Annotated in this window: 17 protein-coding genes and 1 pseudogene; 14 read left to right on the forward strand and 4 right to left on the reverse strand. The window is 61.9% G+C overall.

The features are described from left to right. Window positions 1–4: 4 nt before the first annotated feature. The 3 genes from BJD99_RS10815 to cofD are packed head-to-tail and all read right to left on the reverse strand — an operon-like array spanning window position 5 to window position 2875. Window positions 5–553: an NUDIX hydrolase gene (locus BJD99_RS10815; protein ID WP_084346847.1), complete on the reverse strand. Its 549-nt coding sequence runs from the start codon at window positions 551–553 to the stop codon at window positions 5–7. 1 nt (window position 554) lies between these two features. Further along, window positions 555–1910, reverse strand: a complete 1356-nt coding sequence (locus BJD99_RS10820) for a coenzyme F420-0:L-glutamate ligase (protein ID WP_084346848.1) — start codon at window positions 1908–1910, stop codon at window positions 555–557. Next, a complete protein-coding gene (gene cofD, locus BJD99_RS10825) occupies window positions 1907–2875 on the reverse strand; it encodes a 2-phospho-L-lactate transferase (protein WP_084346849.1) in 969 nt (322 codons plus the stop codon). Before cofD ends, BJD99_RS10820 begins: the two co-directional genes overlap by 4 nt. An 812-nt stretch (window positions 2876–3687) precedes the next feature. Here cofD and BJD99_RS10830 point away from each other — a divergent pair. Next, entirely contained in the window at window positions 3688–3942 is a 255-nt protein-coding gene (locus BJD99_RS10830; RefSeq protein WP_143542120.1) for a WhiB family transcriptional regulator, read from the forward strand. A 26-nt stretch (window positions 3943–3968) separates the two neighbouring features. Here the strand turns inward: BJD99_RS10830 and BJD99_RS10835 are convergent, their stop codons facing one another. Beyond that, the gene (locus BJD99_RS10835) at window positions 3969–4457 is read right to left on the reverse strand and encodes a metallopeptidase family protein (protein WP_084346850.1); all 489 of its coding nucleotides are present in this window, start codon (window positions 4455–4457) and stop codon (window positions 3969–3971) included. Window positions 4458–4532: 75 nt separating this feature from the next. Between BJD99_RS10835 and BJD99_RS10840 the strand changes: the two genes are divergently transcribed. From BJD99_RS10840 to hpf, 13 genes and pseudogenes are all read left to right on the forward strand, one after another. Beyond that, on the forward strand, window positions 4533–4955 hold the full coding sequence (locus tag BJD99_RS10840; RefSeq protein WP_179142287.1) for a DUF3499 domain-containing protein: 423 nt from the start codon (window positions 4533–4535) through the stop codon (window positions 4953–4955). A gap of 251 nt (window positions 4956–5206) precedes the next feature. Next, complete coding sequence (locus BJD99_RS10845) at window positions 5207–6583, forward strand: phosphomannomutase/phosphoglucomutase (protein ID WP_084346944.1); 1377 nt, start codon at window positions 5207–5209, stop codon at window positions 6581–6583. An 80-nt stretch (window positions 6584–6663) separates the two neighbouring features. Further along, window positions 6664–7836, forward strand: a complete 1173-nt coding sequence (locus BJD99_RS10850) for a tobH protein (protein WP_084346945.1) — start codon at window positions 6664–6666, stop codon at window positions 7834–7836. 2 nt (window positions 7837–7838) lie between these two features. Next, entirely contained in the window at window positions 7839–9062 is a 1224-nt protein-coding gene (manA, locus tag BJD99_RS10855) for a mannose-6-phosphate isomerase, class I (protein WP_084346851.1), read from the forward strand. Between the two features lie 137 nt (window positions 9063–9199). Beyond that, the gene (locus tag BJD99_RS10860) at window positions 9200–10711 is read left to right on the forward strand and encodes an amino acid permease (RefSeq protein ID WP_084346852.1); all 1512 of its coding nucleotides are present in this window, start codon (window positions 9200–9202) and stop codon (window positions 10709–10711) included. Between the two features lie 231 nt (window positions 10712–10942). Continuing rightward, window positions 10943–12136, forward strand: a complete 1194-nt coding sequence (locus BJD99_RS10865; protein WP_179142293.1) for an alkane 1-monooxygenase — start codon at window positions 10943–10945, stop codon at window positions 12134–12136. A gap of 65 nt (window positions 12137–12201) precedes the next feature. Continuing rightward, window positions 12202–13722 (forward strand): adenosylhomocysteinase, encoded by a 1521-nt coding sequence (ahcY, locus tag BJD99_RS10870; protein WP_084346854.1) that lies wholly within the window; start codon window positions 12202–12204, stop codon window positions 13720–13722. Window positions 13723–13738: 16 nt separating this feature from the next. Beyond that, window positions 13739–14404, forward strand: coding sequence for a dTMP kinase (locus tag BJD99_RS10875; RefSeq protein ID WP_084346855.1), 666 nt, complete (start codon window positions 13739–13741; stop codon window positions 14402–14404). 4 nt (window positions 14405–14408) lie between these two features. Beyond that, window positions 14409–15086, forward strand: coding sequence for an MtrAB system response regulator MtrA (gene mtrA, locus BJD99_RS10880; protein ID WP_084346856.1), 678 nt, complete (start codon window positions 14409–14411; stop codon window positions 15084–15086). After that, window positions 15083–16838: pseudogene (gene mtrB, locus BJD99_RS10885) on the forward strand (MtrAB system histidine kinase MtrB). The gene mtrA and the pseudogene mtrB overlap by 4 nt, the downstream one beginning before the upstream one ends. Then, entirely contained in the window at window positions 16838–18607 is a 1770-nt protein-coding gene (gene lpqB, locus BJD99_RS10890) for an MtrAB system accessory lipoprotein LpqB (protein WP_084346946.1), read from the forward strand. Before mtrB ends, lpqB begins: the two are co-directional and overlap by 1 nt. 54 nt (window positions 18608–18661) lie before the next feature. Further along, a complete protein-coding gene (locus BJD99_RS10895) occupies window positions 18662–19402 on the forward strand; it encodes a ComF family protein (RefSeq protein ID WP_084346857.1) in 741 nt (246 codons plus the stop codon). Window positions 19403–19624: 222 nt separating this feature from the next. Continuing rightward, window positions 19625–20293, forward strand: coding sequence for a ribosome hibernation-promoting factor, HPF/YfiA family (hpf, locus tag BJD99_RS10900; RefSeq protein WP_084346858.1), 669 nt, complete (start codon window positions 19625–19627; stop codon window positions 20291–20293). Window positions 20294–20522 lie beyond the last annotated feature (229 nt).

Consider the following 20522-nt stretch of genomic DNA (forward strand, 5'->3'; position numbering starts at 1 on the left):
GTCGCTAGCGCAGTAGCGCGAGTTCGACGAGATGGGCGATCGTGTCCTTCTCGGCGGTGTCGGGAAGTGCATCGACGGGCCACCAGCGCAGGTCCGTGGATTCCGCACTTCGGACGGCCTGGGCCCCGACGGGGGCGCGCACCAGGAACCGCAGGTCGAGGTGCCGGGTGGCCTTGCCGAGCGAGCAGGTGATCGGGTGCGTGTGCGCGGACAACAGCGCGGTGTCGATGTCGAGATCTTCGATACCGGACTCTTCCCGAGCTTCACGCAACGCGGCGTCGACCACCGTGTCGTCGTATTCCTCGCAATGGCCGCCCAGCTGGATCCAACGGCCTACCCGCGGGTGCAGGGTGAGAAGGACATTGCGGCCCTCCGCGTCGAGTACCAGTGAAGATGCGGTGAGGTGCCCAGCTTCGTTGGCTCGCAGGCACGCGTCGGCATTGCTGTCGATGAAGGCGAGCATCGTGTGGCGGAGCGAATCCTCGTGCCACTGGCTCGTCCGCCACTGCTCGAGCACCGTGGTGGCGGAATGTCGAAGCGTCCCCGAACTCATCTCACATCTCCAGCAGTTCGTCGCCCAATGGGTGTGGCTTCCGTACCTCAGCAGGACTGTCAGGGTGGCCGATTGCGATGGCGCCCAGGGCTTTCCAGTCGGGAGGCACGCCCAACTCGGTGCGTACCAAGTCTGCAGCGAAAATTGTCGAGCCGATCCAACAGCTACCGAGTCCTCGCACCGCCAGCGCCACGAGTAGCCCTTGCACCGCGGCGCCGACGGCAACGGTGAACATCGTCTCTTCGGCTCGGCTTCGGCGCTCGTCGGAGTACGTGTGTGCCCCATCGGGTACGCAGAAGGGGATCACGATTTCGGGCGCATCGAACAGGATGTCACCGCGCGAAGTTCGGCGCTCTATCTGCTCGTCGGTGTACCCGTCCGAGCGGAGGTCCTCACGCCACTGGTCCTTCATCTTGTTCAACAGCTGGGTGCGCACAGCCGGGGTGCGTACCCATACGAATCGAACCGGATGGGTGTGATGCGGCGCGGGAGCGGTCAGTGCTTCGGCGACGGCGCCGCGTATCTCCTCGGGATCCACCGATTCGCCGGTGAAGGACCGAACCGAGCGGCGAACGAGAAGAGCCTCCCGGCGGCCCCTGTCGATCGACTCGGTGGTACCGAGCCAGAAAAGGTCTTCCTCACCGCCGCGCACCAAATCTCTTGCGCCGGTGCCGTTGTCGACCGGCTTCAGGCCACGCACGACGGCAACCGGAACGGCACCGAGCTTTCCCTTGACCAAATCACCTGCCGCAGCGATCTCGTCGGCGACAGCGACTTCGGTCACGATCAACTCGTTACCTTGGGCGTCCTCGGCGCCGGCATAGCCATGGATCACGGCGAGGCCGGCCGAGCCGATCGCGGCATCGATCTGGCCGATACGCCACGCGCGACCCATGGTGTCGGTGATGACGACTCCCACGTCGACACCGAGCGAAGACGCCAGTGCCGCTCGTATGGCGGCAGCGCTTGCATCCGGATCTCGTGGGAGAAGAGCCAATTCGGCCCGATCGACGTTGGATCCGTCGATTCCAGAGGCGGCCTGCACTATCCCGAGACGATTCTCGGTGATCAGTGTTCGGCCCTTGCGAGCAACGATCCGAACTGCTTCCTGCTCGACCAACCGTCTTCGTGCGGCATCTCGTTCTTCTGGATCCAGTGGTGCGTCGACCAGTCGACCTTCGGCCTTGGACACGATCTTGCTGGTGACCACCACTATGTCGTCGTTGCGAATCCACGGTGCGCACGCGGCTATCGAGGATGCAACATCGTCGCCCGGCCGAAACTCCGGTAACCCGGTCACCGGGATGATCTCGATGCTGCCGCCAGGAGCATGGTCGGTCGGAATCGGTTCGGTCACAGCTCGAGTCCAGCCGAACGAAGTGCCGCTGCTGCCATCAGGGCGGTCGTTTCGGGGTCGGTCATCAGTAACGGCACGCTGTGGACGTCAACGCCGGGAATGGTGGCCTGATCGGTCGAATGGATCAACCATGCGTCGAGGATACCGGTGTCCGATCGTGCGCCGTAGTGACGTCCGACGGCCTCGGCGGACGTCTCGACACCGATGACGGTCAGACATTCGTCTGCCATCCCGCGCAACGGCTTTCCGTCCACCACCGGCGACAGGCCGACAACCTTGGCCGACGTCGTACGTAGCGCACTGCGGATTCCGGGGACAGCGAGGATCGCTCCGACGCTTACCACCGGATTGGATGGAGCCAGGATCACGGCGTCGGCGCCGGCGAGGGCATCGAGGACCCCGGGCGCCGGACTCGCTTGCTCGGCACCGATATTGGCGAAGCTGTGTGTCGGAATCTGTGCTCGGTAGCGAACCCACCACTCTTGAAAGTGGATTGCTCGCTGAGTGTCCCCGTCTTTTTCGTCCGGGTCGGTGACGACGACATGGGTCTCGCTCCGGTCGTCGGTCACCGGTAGGAGTCGCACGCCTGGCTTCCATCGATTGCACAGTGCCTCGGTCACCGCCGAGAGCGGATATCCAGTCCTGAGCATCCGGCTCCGGATGAGATGTGTGGCAATGTCTCTGTCTCCGAGTCCGAACCAATCCGGGTCGGCTCCGTACGCGGCGAGTTCGTCACGCGCGTGCCAAGTCTCCGCGATGCGTCCCCAACCACGCTCGGTATCGATTCCGTCGCCGAGGGTGTACATACAGGTGTCGAGGTCGGGGCAGATGCGCAAACCGTGCATCCACACGTCGTCTCCGACATTGACGATCGCCGTAATCTCGTCGTCGTCCCCGAGCAGTGTTTTGAGGCCCTGGAGGAACCGGGCTCCGCCGACTCCACCGACCAAGACAGTCACTTTCACAGATTCAGAGCCTAGGCTCTCGGTCGAATCGATCGGTCGGCGCCCGCCTCCTCGGCGGCGCAGATGCGGTGAAACCCGGACCCCGTCCCGGTTTCGGCGCGTTTTTCGGGGCGCGACACGCCGACGACAGGCCATTATTCGGGGAGAGGGCCGATTCCGGTCTCGAGATGGTATTGCAATATCCCGTATCGGCTTGACCGCAACCTACTCCGGCGTGTCTAATCACATTTATGTCATTCCCCGAGCGTCAGGCGAGTTCGCTTGGAGTGGCCCTTGATTCGAACACTCGTTCCCATCTGAAGTCAAGTATGCCGGAGCGTGTGTTGAAAGTCGATGGTTGGGGTATGGGTACGAATATCGGCGCGGGGCAGGGTATTCGGAATCGACCGGAAATTTCTGTGCTATCGAATGGTGAGGAGGCTGAAGCGATGTACGACCAGTACGAGGCACGTGAACATCGGGGCGAACCCCAGGCTCACCTCAGCGTAGTCAGCTACGCGTCGCAGACCGATTCCCGAGCACGCGCGGCACGAGGCGACTGCGGGAACCGTATGAATGACAAGACTTTTGCGGCAAATGTAACAGGTGGCCGCTCGGATGCGTTTGCTGTCGATGTGGCTACAGGTGACGTGGCACTCGGTCGCGAATTCGGGGCTGAAGATGCGGACGATCTGGATGATATCCATTCAGGTTCAATGGATTCCAGCGTCGTCGGTGTCGATCACGATTCCGAGGATGTCGTGGACGAAGGCGACACTCTGGAGGAGGGAACCGCTCTGCCAGTTCGTGTTCCGGAGAAGCCGTTCTTGAGCATGGTCGCTGGATTCGATCGAATGTTCGAGGAGATCGAAGATCAGTGGCAAGAGCGTGCGCTCTGCGCGCAGACCGATCCTGAAGCTTTTTTCCCCGAGAAGGGTGGATCGACTCGCGAAGCAAAACGCATCTGCCTCGGTTGCGATGTGAAGGGCGAATGCCTGGAGTACGCGCTCGCCAAGGACGAGCGTTTCGGAATCTGGGGAGGACTGTCGGAGCGGGAGCGTCGTCGGCTCAAGCGGGGTATCAGCTAGATCGAGCTACGTGCCGAGTCCTTCGGCTAACGTCCTTCTTCCATGCCCGGGTCGACAGTGTCGGGGTCGACCCCCAAGTAGGTCGCAACCTGTTCGACGAGCACTTCGTAGAGAAGATCTTCCAGATCCTCCGGGTGCTTGGCGCGTCGCTCCAAGGGGCGCCTGAACAACACGATCCGTGCGCGTGTGGATTCGCCGCGCTTGTCGATGCCCGCCGGCACCAGCCTCGACAGCGGAACGGGCCCCTCCGCTACCACCTCGGGAGGCCACGTGACCGATTCGGGATCTATGGCCCTGATTTTGGGCACTTCGTCGACTGCGATGTCCAGCCTCTCCAACCGCTCGTGCCACTTGTGGTCGATGCGAGCGAATGCCTCCAGAACGACGCGGTCGAATTTGTCGGCACGCGATCGGTGCCCCGGAACATTCGAGGGAAGCACCGGGCCGCGAACTCCGCGGCCGCGACGGTCCGCAGATCGAGAGGTCGGTTGTCGTCCGGAGCCAGTTCGAGCCATGCCCAAGGTTATCGCCCGCCCCTTCGCGGTGTGTCGGGCGGCGTGCAGTCGGAGTCGAGGGATAGTCTCTTGCTCGTGAGATCACTGCGTGGATGCTGCAGGCCCGGGTGTAGCCGTTCGGCCGTCGCGACGCTCACGTATGTCTATTCGGACTCGACTGCCGTCGTGGGACCACTTGCTACTGTCGCGGAACCCCACTCATGGGACCTGTGTGAGGTGCACGCTGTGACCACCACTGCGCCCAAGGGCTGGGAAATGGTGCGCTACGAGGGTGGCTTCACTACGACGACGCCCGACGAGGACGACTTGACGGCCCTGGCAGAAGCCGTTCGCGAAGCAGGCCGCGGCGATCGTGTCCGACGCGAGGACACCGAGTCGACGGATCGAGCTCGAGAACGGGACATTCGCGCTGACGTAGTTGGAGATCGTCGGACTTCGGCGCCGGCACGGACCGGCCGACGGGGTCACCTACGGGTGCTTCCCGATCCCACGTCCTGAATGCTGGTCAAACCCCGCGTCCGACCCGGGGTTTCGGCCTTTTGTTCCGTTGGATGTTCCGGTGTCGTACTCGGCGATTGTTTCGTTCCGTTCGGTCGCATGGGGTCGGTCACAACTGGTCGGTTTTCTCGCGCTCGACGCATCGAGTTGTGACAGATTCGACTCGAGAAGTCGATGTCCGAAGTGCAAGGGCTGGGCCGCAGTGGCTCGTCTCTACCGCTCACCCCACCGAAATTCACGAGGAGTCGTTCGTGGCACGAACTGCCGAGTCCGTCAATGCAGTCATCAAGGCCTATGACGTACGAGGGGTGGTGGGCGAGCAGATCGACGCAGGCTTCGTGCGAGACGTCGGCGCATCGTTCGCGCGATTGGTCCGTGAGAAATCCGTCACCCAGGTCGTGGTCGGCCACGACATGCGCGCATCGTCGCCGGAGTTGTCGAGGGCATTTGCCGACGGAGTCACCTCACAGGGCCTCGATGTCGTCCACATCGGCCTTGCCTCGACCGATCAGCTCTACTTCGCATCGGGTGTTCTGGATTGCCCTGGTGCCATGTTCACCGCTAGTCACAATCCTGCCGAGTACAACGGCATCAAGCTGTGTCGCGCGGGAGCGAAGCCGGTAGGGCAGGACACCGGTCTCGGCACGATCAAGGCAGAGCTGGTCGACGGTGTTCCAGAATACGATGGGACACCGGGAACCACCTCGGACCGTGATGTTCTGGTCGAGTACGCCACTTTTGTTCGTGACCTCGTCGATCTGTCTCAGGTATCCGATGTCAAGATCGCGGTCGATGCCGGAAACGGAATGGGCGGGCACACCGTGCCTGCTGTATTCGATTCACTGCCGGTCACCATCTACCCGCTCTACTTCGAACTCGACGGAACCTTCCCCAACCACGAGGCGAACCCGCTCGACCCGAAGAATCTCGTCGACCTACAGAAGTTCGTACGCGAGACCGGTGCCGATATCGGATTGGCCTTCGATGGCGACGCGGATCGGTGCTTCGTCGTCGACGAACTCGGAAATCCGGTCTCTCCGTCGGCAGTGACCGGGCTCGTAGCCGAGCGCGAGCTCGCCAAAGAACCCGGCGCGTCGGTGATCTACAACCTGATCACCTCCCATGCGGTTCCTGAGTTGGTGACCAGACTCGGTGGTAAACCCGTGCGAACCAGGGTCGGCCATTCGTTCATCAAGCAGCAGATGGCAGAGACCGGTGCTGTGTTCGGCGGTGAGCACTCCGCCCACTACTACTTCCGCGATTTCTGGGGTGCGGACTCGGGAATGCTCGCGGCGCTGCATGTCCTGGCAGCTCTCGGCGCTACAGATCGACCGCTCTCGGAGTTGATGAAGTCCTACGAGTCGTACTCTGCGTCGGGGGAGATCAACTCGACGGTCGACGATGCCGTCGAGCGCACGAATGCAGTGCTCGTGGCCTTCGCAGACCGTACGGTATCGGTCGACCGATTGGACGGTGTCACCATCGATCTCGCGGACGGTGCCTGGTTCAATCTCCGGGCGTCGAATACCGAACCGCTGTTGCGCCTCAACGTCGAAGCTCGCACCAGTGAAGATGTGGATGCTTTGACCTCCGAGATATTGGGCATAGTGCGAGGACAACTGGAATAGTGGGCTAGGAGACGCTCGCACATACGAACGCACTCGATCGGTGAGTGGACGTCGGTAAGGAAAGGACGGTGCAGACAGCCATGACAGCTCCGTCGTCTCTGCTGAATTTGGATGACCCTGCCGCACTTGCCGCCGCCGATACCGACGGGGCCCTGCGCAGCGCCGCATTGGCAGGCGCGCAGGTCCGTGCGACGAGTGCAGCGGTCGAGGAGTCCGTAGCCGAACGGCTGGGCGATCTTCGTCCTCGCAGCGTTGTTTTCGTTGCGGGTGAAGGTCGCGCAGGTAGGGCCGCGTCCATGCTCATCGCCGCGATCGGTGCACGCATCGGTTTTCCGCTTGTGCACGCCGCGACGACGCCGCTGTGGGTCGGTCCGCTCGACGTAGTTGTCGTCTCCGGCGACGACGCTGGAGACCCACGGCTCGCAGAATCGACATCCGCAGCCGTCCGCCGCGGGGCCGAGACTGTTCTCGTCACCCCGGACGAGGGACCGCTGCGCTCTGCTGCGGCAGGCCGCGCTGTGTTCCTTCCCCCGAGGGTCGCTGTGCGCGAACACAACACGTTGATGCGCTACCTGGCTGCTGGGACGGCAGTTCTTGCCGCTGTGTCGGACGGTGCATATCGGTCCTTGCTGCCCGATTTGTCCGAAGTTGCAGATCTTCTCGACGCCGAGGCGGCTCGAAATCATCCCTCGCACGAGGTTTTTCACAACCCGGCGAAGTCGCTTGCCGCTCAGATCTCAGGCAGCAGGGTTGTGCTGTCCGGTGTGGGAGCCGTCGACGTCGAATTGGCCCGACACGGTAGTGAGGTTTTGCTGCGGGCTGCAGGCGTCGTGGCAGGGGCGAGTGAACTTTCCGATGTCATCGCCGCCGTCGCGTCCTCCGGTCGACCAAGCGGCGCAGCACCCGTCGAATACGATGCTTTCTTCCATGACGAAGAGTTCGACGGCCCCCGGCCCGAACAAGCGATTCGAGTAGTCGTCTTGGCATCGGATTCTTTCGCCGCGTTGGCCGAGCGTCGGACGGCTGCCCTACCGGACTCGATCGTGATCACGGCGGGCTTACCCGAGTTCGATCGGGGGAGAATCGATTTCGGATCGGCATCGGAATCTGTGGACGGTGCCGGAGGTTACCGGCGCGAAGGTCGGGACGGTGCAGGAAACACCTCGCACGCGGCCGGTGAACTAGGGGCAACGGCAGTATTGGCGACGCGGCTGGAAATGGCTGCCGCGTATCTACATTTGATGGGCGGATAATAGTGCAACCACTGCTCGGTGCAGTCAGGTCGTATGCGTGGGGATCGAGGACTGTTCTTGCAGCTTTGCGAGGCAGGCCGGTTCCGTCCGAACATCCGGAAGCCGAGATCTGGCTGGGGGCACACCCCGCAGATCCAGCAATGATCGACGACGGCACCTCGACGCGGTCGCTGCTCAGCGTCATCGACGAGAACCCGGCTCTCGAGCTTGGAGCCGATACGTCCGCGACCTACCGGGGGAGGCTGCCGTTTCTGCTGAAATTGCTTGCCGCCGACGAACCCCTGTCGCTGCAGGCCCATCCGAGCGCGACGCAAGCTGCCGAGGGATTCGCGCGCGAAGAGTCAGCACGAATTCCGATCGATTCTTCGTTGCGGAACTACCGCGATGCGAGCCACAAACCTGAGCTGATCGTTGCGTTGACCGAGTTCCACGCACTTGCCGGATTCAGGTGTCCGCGGCGAACCGTCGAGTTCATCGACGCGCTGAACGTGGACGCGCTGTCCGGATATCGATCACTTCTGGCCGACCAACCGGACGATGCCGGCTTGCGGACAGTGTTCACTTCCTGGATCACCTTGCCCGGACCTGCCCTCGATGCCTTGTTGCCGCTGGTCGCCGACGGGTGCATCGAGTACCTCTCGACTCGGGCACAGTCCGACGGCGGCGAATTCGTCGCGGAGGCAAGAACACTTCTCGAACTCGGAGAGTCCTATCCGGGTGATGCGGGAGTGCTGGCGGCGTTGCTGCTCAACAGAATTACGTTGACCCCCGGCCAAGGTATTTTTCTCGATGCGGGCAACCTGCACGCCTACCTGGCCGGTACGGGTGTGGAGATCATGGCTAACTCCGACAACGTGTTGCGCGGTGGCCTGACAACCAAGCATGTGGATGTACCGGAACTTCTACGGATTCTGGATTTCCAGCCATCGGAGGTGAAGATCCTCGAAGCGGAGCCGGACATGAGAGACACCGTCGCCCGCTACGAGACACCAGCGCCGGAATTCGCGTTGAGCCGCGTCGCGTTGTCGAACGGCTCTTCGGTGAAGTCGGACAGCGACGGGCCGTCGATCCTGCTGTGCACCAAGGGGCGGGTCGTCGTGGACGACGGTGACCGCGAGTTGGTGCTCGAGCAGGGTTCGGCTGTGTGGATTTCTGCGGCGGATCCAGCGTTCACTGCCGCGGCGCGATGGGGAGACGCCGAGATATTCTTCGCGACCGTCGGGTAACCTTTCGCCCGATACTGGAACCGTCCGTGTAAGAGCTCCATTCCTCTAGGGTGTACACAGGGGCTCCAAGGGGCGTGTGAGCAAGGCGCAAGCCGAATACCGTCATTGACCCGATCTCGACAGGTGGAACACACGCGATGACCGAAGATCGGCCGAAGAAGGCTCTGCGAACGACAGGCCTGTTCAGGACCAAGTCCGTAGAGCAGTCCATGAAGGACACCGACGAGCCGGATACCAAACTCCGGAAGGATCTCACTTCGTGGGACCTCACTGTGTTCGGTGTGGCTGTGGTCATCGGGGCCGGAATCTTCACGCTCACCGCGCGCACAGCAGGAAACGTTGCCGGTCCCTCGGTGTCGTTGGCATTTCTTCTCGCTGCAGTCGCGTGTGGGCTGGCCGCGCTCTGCTACGCAGAGTTCGCCTCGACCGTCCCGGTGGCGGGAAGTGCATACACCTTTTCGTACGCGACCTTCGGCGAGTTCGTCGCATGGATCATCGGGTGGGACCTGATCCTCGAGTTCGCGCTGGCGTCGTCGGTGGTAGCGAAGGGGTGGTCGCTGTATCTCGGTGAGGTCATCGGGTCGGCATCGCCGATCGTGAAGATCGGTTCGCTCGATTTCGACTGGGGTGCGTTGGTGATCGTCCTCATCATCACGGTCCTACTCGTCAGCGGTACCAAGTTGTCGTCTCGGGTGTCGTTGGTGGTCACCGCGATCAAGGTCGCTGTCGTGTTGCTCGTGGTCGTTGTCGGCGCGTTCTACATCAAATCGGAGAACTACTCTCCATACATTCCTCCCTCCCAGGGTGGCTCCACCGCAGAGGGCATTCACCAGTCGCTGTTGTCCTTCGTCACGGGCGCGGGAAGTAGCACCTTCGGGTGGTACGGGTTGCTGGCCGCTGCCAGCCTCGTCTTCTTCGCGTTCATCGGGTTCGACGTGGTCGCCACGACTGCGGAGGAAACCAGGAACCCACAGAAGGCTTTGCCTCGTGGAATTCTCGGGTCCCTTGCCATCGTGACGGTCCTCTACGTCGCCGTGACGCTCGTGCTGACCGGGATGGTGAACTACACCGAACTCGCTGGTGACGACTCCACGCTCGCGACGGCATTCGCACTCAACGGCCTCGATTGGGCAAAGAACGTTATTTCGTTCGGCGCACTGGCCGGATTGACGACGGTAGTCATGGTCTTGATGCTCGGGCAGACCCGAGTGCTGTTCGCCATGTCGCGTGACGGTCTCGTCCCACATTCATTGGCACGTACCGGCTCGAGGGGCACCCCGGTACGAATCACGCTGCTCGTCGGCGGCGTGGTGTCGGTTCTTGCGGCATTCTTTCCGATCGGCACCCTCGAAGAAATGGTGAACATCGGCACGCTGTTCGCCTTCGTCCTCGTGTCGATCGGCGTGGTTGTGCTCCGGCGAACGCGTCCGGACCTTCCTCGCGGATTCAAGGTTCCCCTGATGCCGCTGATTCCGATTCTGGCGGTGGCCTCGTGCGTGTGGCTGATGGTCAATCTTTCGGTCGAGACGTGGATCAGGTTCGTGGTCTGGATGGCAATCGGCGTCGTAATCTACTTCGCCTACAGCCGGAAGAACGCAGACAAGACAATTCGTGCGCGCGAAGCGGCCAACGAACGTGACTCGAAATAGCGCGCCAGCGCGCTCGGATAACCCTTTTACGGGGCAGTAGGTATGTTATGGGCTCCTCGAACCAACTTCGGGTCGAGTTTCAGGGGGTGTGGGTTGAGCCAGGTCGGTCGTAACTGCGCGGTTGTGGACGAGGTCTCCGTCGGTAGCGTTCCTCCCGGTGTTGCCCTAGGCCACGAGCGCGAGGCGTCGAGCGCGTCGCATGTGTCCACTCCACCGCGCGATACACCGTCGATCAGCGGTGCGCAGCCTGCCATCGCGAAAAGCCGGCGAGGCTACAAGCGGTACCTCTGGCTGCTCGGTCTGCTTGCGCCCGCTTCGGCTTTGCTGCCTTCGCAACTGGTTTTGTGGACCGGCATGCCGATATTTTGGTGGAGCGGCTTGATGGTCTTCTTCGTGATCATCCCGGTCCTCGACAAGGTGGCAGGTGAGGACGGTGACAATCCGTCCGACACAGACGCGTCGTCCATGCAGGAAGACAAGTTCTATCGATGGTGCACCTATGCATTTCTGCCCATCCAGTTCTTCACGTTGCTGGTCGCGTGTTGGATGTGGGCTTTCGGAGATTTGACGATCATCGACAGGATCGGTCTGGCCGTCACGGTCGGCCTCGTCGCCGGAACTGGGATCAATGCGGCACACGAGTTGGGCCACCGCGTCGAACAGCACGAACGTTGGCTTGCCAAAGTTGCCTTGACGCAGACCTTCTACGGCCATTTTTTCGTCGAACACAACCGGGGACATCACGTCAAAGTGGCAACGCCAGATGATCCAGCCAGTTCACGGCTCGGGGAGAATCTGTGGACCTTCCTGCCTCGCAGTGTGGTTCTGGGGTTGATATCGGCGTGGCATCTGGAAACGCAGAGGTTGGCTCGCGGGAGCATCCGACCCTGGAGTATCCGAAACAACCTTCTGCATTCATGGTTGATGAGTGCGGTGCTGTTCGCGCTGCTGGCACTGGTATTCGGGCCCGCAGTTCTGCCGTACCTCGCGCTGCAGGCGGTCGTCGGTTTCTTGTTGTTGGAAACAGTCAACTATGTCGAGCACTACGGATTGCTTCGGGAAAAGAACGCTCGGGGGCGTTACGTCAGGTGTTCACCACGGCACAGCTGGAACAGTGACCGATTGTGCACGAATATTTTTCTCTATCACCTGCAGCGGCACAGTGATCATCATGCCAATCCGTCCAAGCGCTATCAGGTTCTTCGTACGTGCGACGAGGCACCACAGTTGCCGGCCGGATACGCAACGATGGTGATGATGGCGGCGTTCCCACCGCTGTGGCGTCGGGTCATGGATCCGCGAGTGGTCGCGCACTACGACGGCGACGTGAGCAGAGCGAACATCCTTCCCCGTAAGCGCGAGAAGATTCTTCGGACATACGCAGCGCCCGGATGCGCAACTGCCCGGATGACCAAAAGCAGGTAGCGCGAACCCTTGGCGCGTAGACCCGATAGCCTGAATGAGAACTTCACGCAATCAGGAGAGGCAAGATGACCACCTCAGTAACGCCGGATGATCGTTCGGCCACAGGATCGGCACTCACCGCGGACAACCTCGGTGGAATCGACTTCAAGGTCGCAGACCTGTCGCTGGCGGAGTTCGGCCGTAAGGAGATCCGCCTCGCCGAACACGAAATGCCCGGTCTGATCGCACTCCGTCGCGAATACTCCGACGTGTTGCCTCTCAAGGGCGCTCGAGTATCGGGATCGCTCCACATGACTGTGCAGACTGCCGTGCTCATCGAAACCCTGGTCGCCCTCGGCGCCGAGGTTCGCTGGGCGTCGTGCAACATCTTCTCCACCCAGGATCATGCGGCCGCTGCTGTAGTGGTCGGACCGTACGGGAGTGTCGAGGAGCCCAAGGGCGTTCCGGTCTTCGCGTGGAAGGGCGAGACCCTCGAGGACTACTGGTGGGCCGCTGAGCAGATGCTGACGTGGCCGGCAGCCGCTGACGGGACCCCGCAGCCTCCCAACATGATTCTCGACGACGGCGGTGACGCAACGATGCTCGTGCTTCGTGGCGCTCAGTTCGAGAAGGCCGGCGTCGTTCCTCCCACCGACGAAGACCAGGACTCGGACGAGTACCAGGTGTTCCTCGGCCTGTTGCGCCGCTCGCTCGAAGAGTCGAAGACCAAGTGGAGCGAGATCGCGGCATCGGTCAAGGGCGTCACGGAAGAGACGACCACCGGCGTGCTGAGGCTCTACCAGTTCGCTGCCGCAGGCGAATTGACCTTCCCGGCGATCAACGTCAACGACTCGGTCACCAAGAGCAAGTTCGACAACAAGTACGGCACTCGCCACTCGTTGATCGACGGAATCAACCGCGGCACCGACGTCCTCATCGGCGGCAAAGCGGTTCTGGTCTGTGGCTACGGCGACGTCGGTAAGGGCTGCGCCGAAGCACTGAAGGGCCAGGGTGCTCGCGTCACGGTCACCGAAGCCGATCCGATCAATGCGCTCCAGGCACTCATGGACGGGTTCGACGTGCGAACCGTAGAGGAGTTCATCGAGAAGGCCGACATCGTGATCACCTCGACGGGCAACCTCGGCATCATCACGTTCGCGCACATGCAGCGGATGAAGCACCAGGCGATTCTGGGCAACATCGGCCACTTCGACAACGAAATCGATATGGCCGGTCTCGAGCGCGCGAAGGACGTCACGCGGATCAACATCAAGCCGCAGGTCGACGAGTTCCAGTTCGCCGATGGCCATTCGATCATCGTTCTGTCGGAAGGCCGACTGTTGAACCTCGGCAATGCCACGGGTCATCCGTCGTTCGTGATGAGCAACAGTTTCTCCAACCAGGTCATCGCGCAGATCGAACTGTGGACCAAGCCGAGCGAGTACGACAACGAGGTGTACCGCCTGCCGAAGCACCTCGACGAGAAGGTTGCTCGCATCCACGTAGAGGCACTCGGTGGCACGATCACCAAGCTCACCAAGGAGCAGGCCGAATACATCAACGTCGACGTCGAGGGCCCGTACAAGCCCGAGCACTACCGCTACTGATCCGGACGCGGTAGCAGTGGGAAAATTGCTGGTGATCGAGGGAGTCGACGGGGCGGGCAAGAACACCCTGGCCCGTCGGCTCGTCTCGGCGTGGGAGCGCGAGGGCCGCGAGGTTGCTCGCGTCGGGTTTCCGCGGTACGGATTGTCGGTTCATGCCGATCTCGCTGCCGAGGCGTTGCGAGGTGAGCACGGTGATACCGCTGAGAGTGTGCACGCGATGGCTTTGCTGTTCGCCCTGGATCGACGGGATGCGGCAGAGATGATCCGAAAGCTGCTCTCGCACAACGATGTCGTTCTGTTGGACCGATATGTTGCCTCGAATGCCGCATACACTGCCGCACGGCTCGAAGAGCAGGCCGACGGCGCTGGTGTCGAATGGATTCGAGCTCTCGAATTCGAGCGATTCGGGGTGCCGATTCCTGATGTGCAGATCCTGTTGGACGTCCCCGTGGAGCTCGCCGCCGAGCGTGCTGCGGCACGTGAGAAAGAGGATTCGACGCGCGTCAGAGACTCCTACGAGCGTGACTCCTCGCTTCAAAGCAGGACTTCGGCGGCCTATTGTGGGTTGGCCGCCGCGAACTGGGTGTCATCGTGGGAGGTGATCGACGGCGACGTCGATCCGACCCAACTCGCCGCGCACCTGGTCAATGAGACATCTGACAGCATGAAAGTGACACCATAGGAACATGAAGCCCCGGATTCTTGTAGTCGACGACGATTCGGCTCTGGCCGAAATGCTCACCATCGTCCTTCGTGGCGAGGGTTTCGAGCCTTTCGTCGTCGGTGACGGCACTCAAGCTCTGGCCGCGGTTCGCGAGAACCGACCCGATCTGGTGTTGCTGGATTTGATGCTTCCAGGAATGAACGGCATCGACGTGTGCCGAGTTCTACGTGCGGATTCGGGAGTGCCGATCGTGATGTTGACGGCAAAGACCGACACTGTCGACGTCGTTCTCGGCCTCGAGTCCGGCGCGGACGACTACATCATGAAGCCGTTCAAGCCGAAGGAACTGGTCGCTCGTGTTCGGGCGCGATTGCGTCGCACCGAGGACGAGCCCGCCGAATTGTTGTCCATTGCCGACATAGTGATCGACGTCCCTGCCCACAAGGTGAGCAGGGGGGACGAGCTCGTATCCTTGACCCCACTCGAGTTCGATCTTCTGGTAGCGCTTGCTCGCAAACCGCGGCAGGTATTCACTCGTGAGGTGCTTCTGGAACAGGTGTGGGGTTACCGCCATGCCGCTGACACACGTCTGGTCAATGTTCACGTTCAGCGCCTGCGTGCGAAGGTCGAGAAGGACGCCGAGAACCCAGAAGTCGTTCTGACCGTGAGAGGGGTCGGCTACAAAGCCGGACCGCCGTGATCCGATTGTCCCACTCTCGGCGGCGAATCAACGGAACGTTCTCGCCGCTGTTGCGCTGGTTGCGTTCGCTCAGTACTGCGCTCGGTCATGCTTGGCGCCGCTCGCTTCAGCTGCGCGTGGTGGTCTCGACTCTGACGTTGTCGCTGGTCGTCATCACCATCCTCGGGGTCGTTCTGACCAGTCAGATCACCGATCGTCTGTTGGAAGCGAAAATTACCGCCGCGACCGAGGAACTCGATCGTTCACGTACCACTGTCGAAGGGTCGCTGGCCGGAGCCGACGACTCGAGCGGGCTGAGCACCCGTCTCGAGCGCGCGCGTGCACAATTGACCAGCCGCGACGTCGATGCCGGACAGGCTTCCGGGTCCGCGGGCACCTTCGACCCGGTGCTGATCGTCGAAGGCGACGGTGTCCGCAGCGACGCCTCCGTCGGTCCCGTCGATCACATTCCCGCGAGTTTGCGTGAGTTCGTGAAGCAGGGGTTGATCAGCTATCAGTACGCAACGGTCTCCGATAACGAGGGTGGATACTCCGGGCCTGCATTGATCATGGGTTCACCCACCGGATCCGATATCGCCGGGCTCGAGCTGTATCTGGTGTTTCCACTCGGGAGTGAGGACCGAACACTCTCACTCGTCCGCGGAACGCTCCTCATCGGTGCGGTCGTGCTCTTGGTCCTACTTGCAGCGATATCGATGCTCGTCGCCAGGCAAGTGGTGCTACCGATTCGCTCGGCCTCACGTATCGCTGTTCGATTCGCCGATGGACGACTCAAGGAGCGCATGCCGGTGCGCGGCGAGGACGACATGGCGCGGCTTGCCATGTCGTTCAACGAGATGGCGGAAAGCCTGTCCAAACAGATCACTCAGCTCGAAGAGTTCGGAAATCTGCAGCGGCGTTTCACTTCCGATGTGAGCCACGAGCTTCGAACCCCGCTGACGACGGTGCGCATGGCCGCTGATCTGATCCACGATGGCAGTGCAGATCTCGATCCGGCCTTGAGGAGATCCTCTGAGTTGTTGGTCAACGAGCTGGACAGGTTCGAGACGCTACTCGGTGATTTGCTCGAGATCAGCCGCCACGACGCGGGTGTCGCCGAACTGGCCGCGGAACAACTCGATCTACGGATGTGCGCGCGAGCGGCAGTGTCCACGGTGCGGCACTTGGCACGGGAGACTGGCACCGAGGTGATAGTGGATATGCCCGATACTGCCGTTATCGCAGAAGTCGACCCGCGTCGTGTCGAGCGAATACTGCGAAACCTGCTGGCCAATGCTCTCGATCACGGCGAAGGGAAGCCTGTTCTCCTGCGGCTCCGAGCCAATGCGGACGCTGCGGCATTTGTCGTCCGAGATCAGGGAGTGGGGCTACGTCCCGGTGAGGAGAAGCTCGTTTTCAATCGCTTCTGGCGTTCGGATCCCTCTCGCGTGCGCAGATCGGGCGGGACCGGTCTCGGACTTGCCATCAGCGTCGAGGATGCACGGTTGCACGACGGGAAGCTCGAGGCTTGGGGGGGCTGTGGGTGAAGGCGCATGCTTCCGGTTGACGTTGCCACTCGTGCGAGGACACAAAGTGATCGGAAGTCCATTGCCCCTGAAGCCGAGTACTCGGCGTTACTCACAGGGCCAGCCGCTACCCTCGTCGACCTCGCGGACCGATACGCCGCCGACGCCGGATGCGGAGCACTCGGAGTTGACGCCTGCAGTGGCCAGCGAGTCGACGGCCCTTTCGAACCCTTCGGAGTCATCGTGATCCGGCGTTGTTCGGCGACCGTTGCTGCTGTGCTGGTCGTCCTCCTGTCGCTCGCAGGATGCGCGAGCCTGCCCGAATCGTCGACCCCACAGGCAATCGGTTCGATCACGGGAGGAGCGGCGTCGACTACACCGCCACCGCCGGCGGAAGGACGTGAGCCCGATCTGCTCGTCCGCGACTTCCTCGTGGCGAGCGCGAATTCGGCGAACCGCCATCAAGCTGCACGGCAATATCTGACACGCGATGCCTCCAGTACCTGGGACGACGGGGCCAAAACCGTCGTAGCGGACAGAATTGACCTGTTGTCCGGCCCTCGCACTTCGGACGAATCGGAGTACACGATTCGATCGAATACCGTGGGCGTCCTCGCGTCGGGTGGTGACTATCAGGCCGGCGCAGGCTCGGTGGACTCGACGATTCGGATGGTCAAGGTCGACGGGGAGTGGCGCATCGACGAGCTTCCTCCTGGCGTATTGATCGATCGCTCGCAGTTCTTCAATGCCTACCAACGCCAGTCGTTGTTCTTCGTCGATCCGCTCGGTGCGGCGTTGGTTCCCGATGTACGGTGGCTCACCGGTTCTCCTGATCAACTGGCCAACCAGCTCGTGCAATTGCTGATCGACGGGCCGAAACAGACGTTGGCGCCTGCGGTGTCGAACGAATTGTCGAACGATGTCGGCGTTCGTGGGCCGATTACCAAGGCCGATGGTCGAACAACACAGGTCGGCGTCGGTCCGGGCGGAGTGAAAATCGATTTCGGCGGACTGCAGTCGATGGATACGAAGAATCGTGAGCTACTTGCTGCCCAGGTGATCTGGACGTTGGCATCGGCGGATATATCCGGTCCGTACGTCCTGCTCGCCGACGGACAACCTCTCGACGACGACAAGCAGGACGGGTGGACGACCGCAGATGTCGGTTCTCTCGATCCGTTGGGGACATCCGAGACTGCAGTGGGCCTACACGCGTTGGTCGCCGGGCAACTGATGTCGGTCGAGGATTACGGTGCAGTTCCGGTTCCAGGATATTTCGGCACCGTCAACAACCTGCGTAGCGTCGCGCTGTCGAACGACGGAACGCTGGTGGCCGGTGTCGCAGACACCGGCCGCCCGGTGCCCGAGCCGTCCTCGACATTGATGATCGGCGGGTACGACAGTGGTGCCTTCCCGGTGGCGGAGGGACAGTCGATCACCAGACCTTCCTGGGGTGCCGACAACAACGCGGCGTGGGCTGTCATCGACGGTACGAATGTGATTCGCGCAGCACGGGATCCAGCGACGGGGCAGGTGTCGGTGGTTCCGGTGGATGCCACCGCCGTCACTGCGCTCGGTGTGAGGATCACCGACCTACGGCTATCACGCGACGGTGTCCGGGCGGCCATGATCGTCGACGGGTTGGTGTACGTCGCGTCGGTGGTGCGCAAGGCGAACGGCTCGTACTCCCTGATGTCTCCCAAGGCGGTGGCGAACGGTCTCGGCAGCGACGCTCTGGCGTTGGACTGGAGCACCGGTGATGCCATCGTCATCGTGCGTATCGCGACCGATGTGCCGGTAGTGCAGGTTACGACCGACGGTTCGCGCCTCGACGCGCTTCCGAGCCGGAACCTGACAACTCCGGTGCTCTCTGTCGACGCGTCGCCGACGAACGAGTACGTCGCGGATTCGCGAGCAGTATTTCAGCTGAACAATGGTGATCCTGCCGGTGACCGCTACTGGCGTGAAGTAGCCGGACTGGCAGGAGTGAAAGCGACACCGATCCTGCCAGGCTGAGCGCTGTATCCGGCAGGAAAAAAAGTGTCGTACCCGGATGCTGTGATTCGCCGTATGAACGCAACTGTTCGGACGTTGCTCGACCTGGCACTTCCTCGAGAGTGTGGGGGCTGCGGTGCTGTGGGAACCCTGTGGTGTCCTCGGTGCGAGGACACGGTGTGTTCCGCCGTCGAGCGGGTATCGCCTCGTCTCGACCCAGGAGTGCCGTGCTGGGCGCTCGGGCCGTACTCCGGGGCCCGCCGAAGCGCGGTTCTCGAGCTGAAGGAACGGAACCGGCACGATGTGGCGGTCCCGCTCGGACGGGCCCTTGCCCACGCGGTCGGGCAACTTCGAATACTCGGTGAGATCGATCCGCCCGAGCTTTCTCGTCTGGTGCTCGTGCCTGCGCCCACTCGAGCGCGTGCGGCGCGAGTGCGAGGTGGCGATCATGTAGAGCGTTGTGTCAGAGCGACCGCGGCCGAGCTAGGGCAAGAAGTCGTGCGGATACCGTCGGTATTACGGATGCGCAGGGGCGTGCGAGATTCGGTCGGGCTCAGTGCGTCCGAGCGGCAGGCGAATGTGGCGGGTCGCATCGAGTTGGCACTCTCGCGCAGCGCAACATCTGCAGGTCGTCGACATCGCGGACGCACCGAAGTCGGCGATGTCGCTGCGCGCGTGGGAATTCCGCGTGAGAGAACTGTCCTTCTCGTCGACGACGTACTCACCACCGGTGCGACGGCGACCGAATCGGTAAGTGTCCTAAAGAATTCGGGAGTGCGTGTCGATGGGGTGTTGGTAGTTGCAGCAGTTCGGTAGGGGGCCTCGGCAGTGCGCTCCGGACACGCAGACGTACCAATTTCGAGTGAAGAGTGGCACACGAGCGGATGACAGACTAACGTCGCGGACATGACCTCGATATGTTTTTCGGGGTCTCGTAGTGGAGGTGATGCAGCCGCACGTGATGCCGGTTGGTTCCCCATTCGGCATGAACATTTGCCGCACTGCGAAAAGCGGTGCAGCCTATATCGGGAGGTACGAGTGACGACCCCTTCACAAGCTTCTGTTTTCTTCGACGAGAAGCCTTCGGACGAGTCCACCAAGACCAGTGCCGACGTTGTGGTCAAGGGCCGCAACGTCGAGATCCCAGACCACTTCCGGGTGTACGTCTCCGAAAAACTGGCCCGACTCGAGCGCTTCGACCCTTCCATCTACCTCTTCGACGTCGAACTGCAGCACGAGCGCAACCGTCGACAAGCCAAAGCATGTCAGCGCGTGGAAATCACCGCAAAGGGCAAAGGCCCGGTCGTTCGAGCAGAAGCTACTGCCGACAGCTTCTATGCGGCGCTCGAGTCCGTCACATCGAAACTGGAAGCGCGTCTTCGTCGGACCAAGGATCGCCGCAAGGTCCATTACGGTGACAAGACTCCGGTATCGGTCGCCGAGGCTACGGCGGAGTTGGCTGAGGACGACAGTCTGGCACTGAACCCGGATATCAAGCTGGATTCGTTCGAGGACGAGGCTACGGGGCCCGGACAGATCGTCCGAACCAAAGTTCACTCCGCTGCACCGATGAGCGTGGACGACGCTCTCTACGAGATGGAATTGGTCGGTCACGACTTCTACCTCTTCCATGACAGCGTCTCCGACCGCCCGTCCGTCGTGTATCGACGGCACGCATTCGACTACGGCCTGATCAGACTCACCTGATCTGGCCTACGCACTAGGTCCGACGTGCATTTCGAGTTACGTCAGTGGGCCCGACCTGGGGTTCGACCCCAGGTCGGGTCCACCGACGTGTGGTGGGCCTACAAAGCACTCAGCATCAGCGCCTACCATGGACGCGTCGGTCCGCTGCTGGCAAGAGACTTTCTTGTGAGTGCAGCGCAACCGGCGCTGCCGTAACGCCCCGCTACGACGTATATGACCAGTCGATATC

The sequence above is a fragment of the Rhodococcus sp. 1163 genome (assembly GCF_002091985.1).
GTDB lineage: Bacteria > Actinomycetota > Actinomycetes > Mycobacteriales > Mycobacteriaceae > Rhodococcoides.

What these genes read in the sequence shown, in the direction of transcription:
- BJD99_RS10850 (WP_084346945.1), top strand. Translation starts at nt 6,664, where the DNA reads ATGACAGCTCCGTCGTCTCTGCTGAATTTGGATGACCCTGCCGCACTT.
- BJD99_RS10895 (WP_084346857.1), top strand. Translation starts at nt 18,662, where the DNA reads ATGAACGCAACTGTTCGGACGTTGCTCGACCTGGCACTTCCTCGAGAG.
- BJD99_RS10815 (WP_084346847.1), bottom strand. Translation starts at nt 553, where the DNA reads ATGAGTTCGGGGACGCTTCGACATTCCGCCACCACGGTGCTCGAGCAG.
- BJD99_RS10860 (WP_084346852.1), top strand. Translation starts at nt 9,200, where the DNA reads ATGACCGAAGATCGGCCGAAGAAGGCTCTGCGAACGACAGGCCTGTTC.
- mtrA (WP_084346856.1), top strand. Translation starts at nt 14,409, where the DNA reads ATGAAGCCCCGGATTCTTGTAGTCGACGACGATTCGGCTCTGGCCGAA.
- BJD99_RS10835 (WP_084346850.1), bottom strand. Translation starts at nt 4,457, where the DNA reads ATGGCTCGAACTGGCTCCGGACGACAACCGACCTCTCGATCTGCGGAC.
- ahcY (WP_084346854.1), top strand. Translation starts at nt 12,202, where the DNA reads ATGACCACCTCAGTAACGCCGGATGATCGTTCGGCCACAGGATCGGCA.
- BJD99_RS10830 (WP_143542120.1), top strand. Translation starts at nt 3,688, where the DNA reads ATGGTCGCTGGATTCGATCGAATGTTCGAGGAGATCGAAGATCAGTGG.